General features: G+C 56.9%; 1 protein-coding gene. It reads left to right on the top strand.

What is annotated here, in order from left to right; all coding sequences use genetic code 11:
* Positions 1-274 (top strand): hypothetical protein (locus tag SB772_RS40805; protein ID WP_410838625.1); only part of this gene is annotated, 274 nt, incomplete at both ends.

A 274-nucleotide genomic window follows, 5' to 3' on the forward strand; every position in this document is an offset into this window, starting at 1 on the left:
GCCGCAAAACAGGCCGAGTTAAAGCAGAAGCAAGCTGAAGAGGCGGCAGCGAAAGCGGCGGCAGATGCTAAAGCGAAGGCCGAAGCAGATGCTAAAGCTGCGGAAGAAGCAGCGAAGAAAGCGGCTGCAGACGCAAAGAAAAAAGCAGAAGCAGAAGCCGCCAAAGCCGCAGCCGAAGCGCAGAAAAAAGCCGAGGCAGCCGCTGCGGCACTGAAGAAGAAAGCGGAAGCGGCAGAAGCAGCTGCAGCTGAAGCAAGAAAGAAAGCGGCAACTG

Source organism: Paraburkholderia sp. SIMBA_030 (assembly GCF_046535245.1).
Lineage (GTDB): Bacteria > Pseudomonadota > Gammaproteobacteria > Burkholderiales > Burkholderiaceae > Paraburkholderia.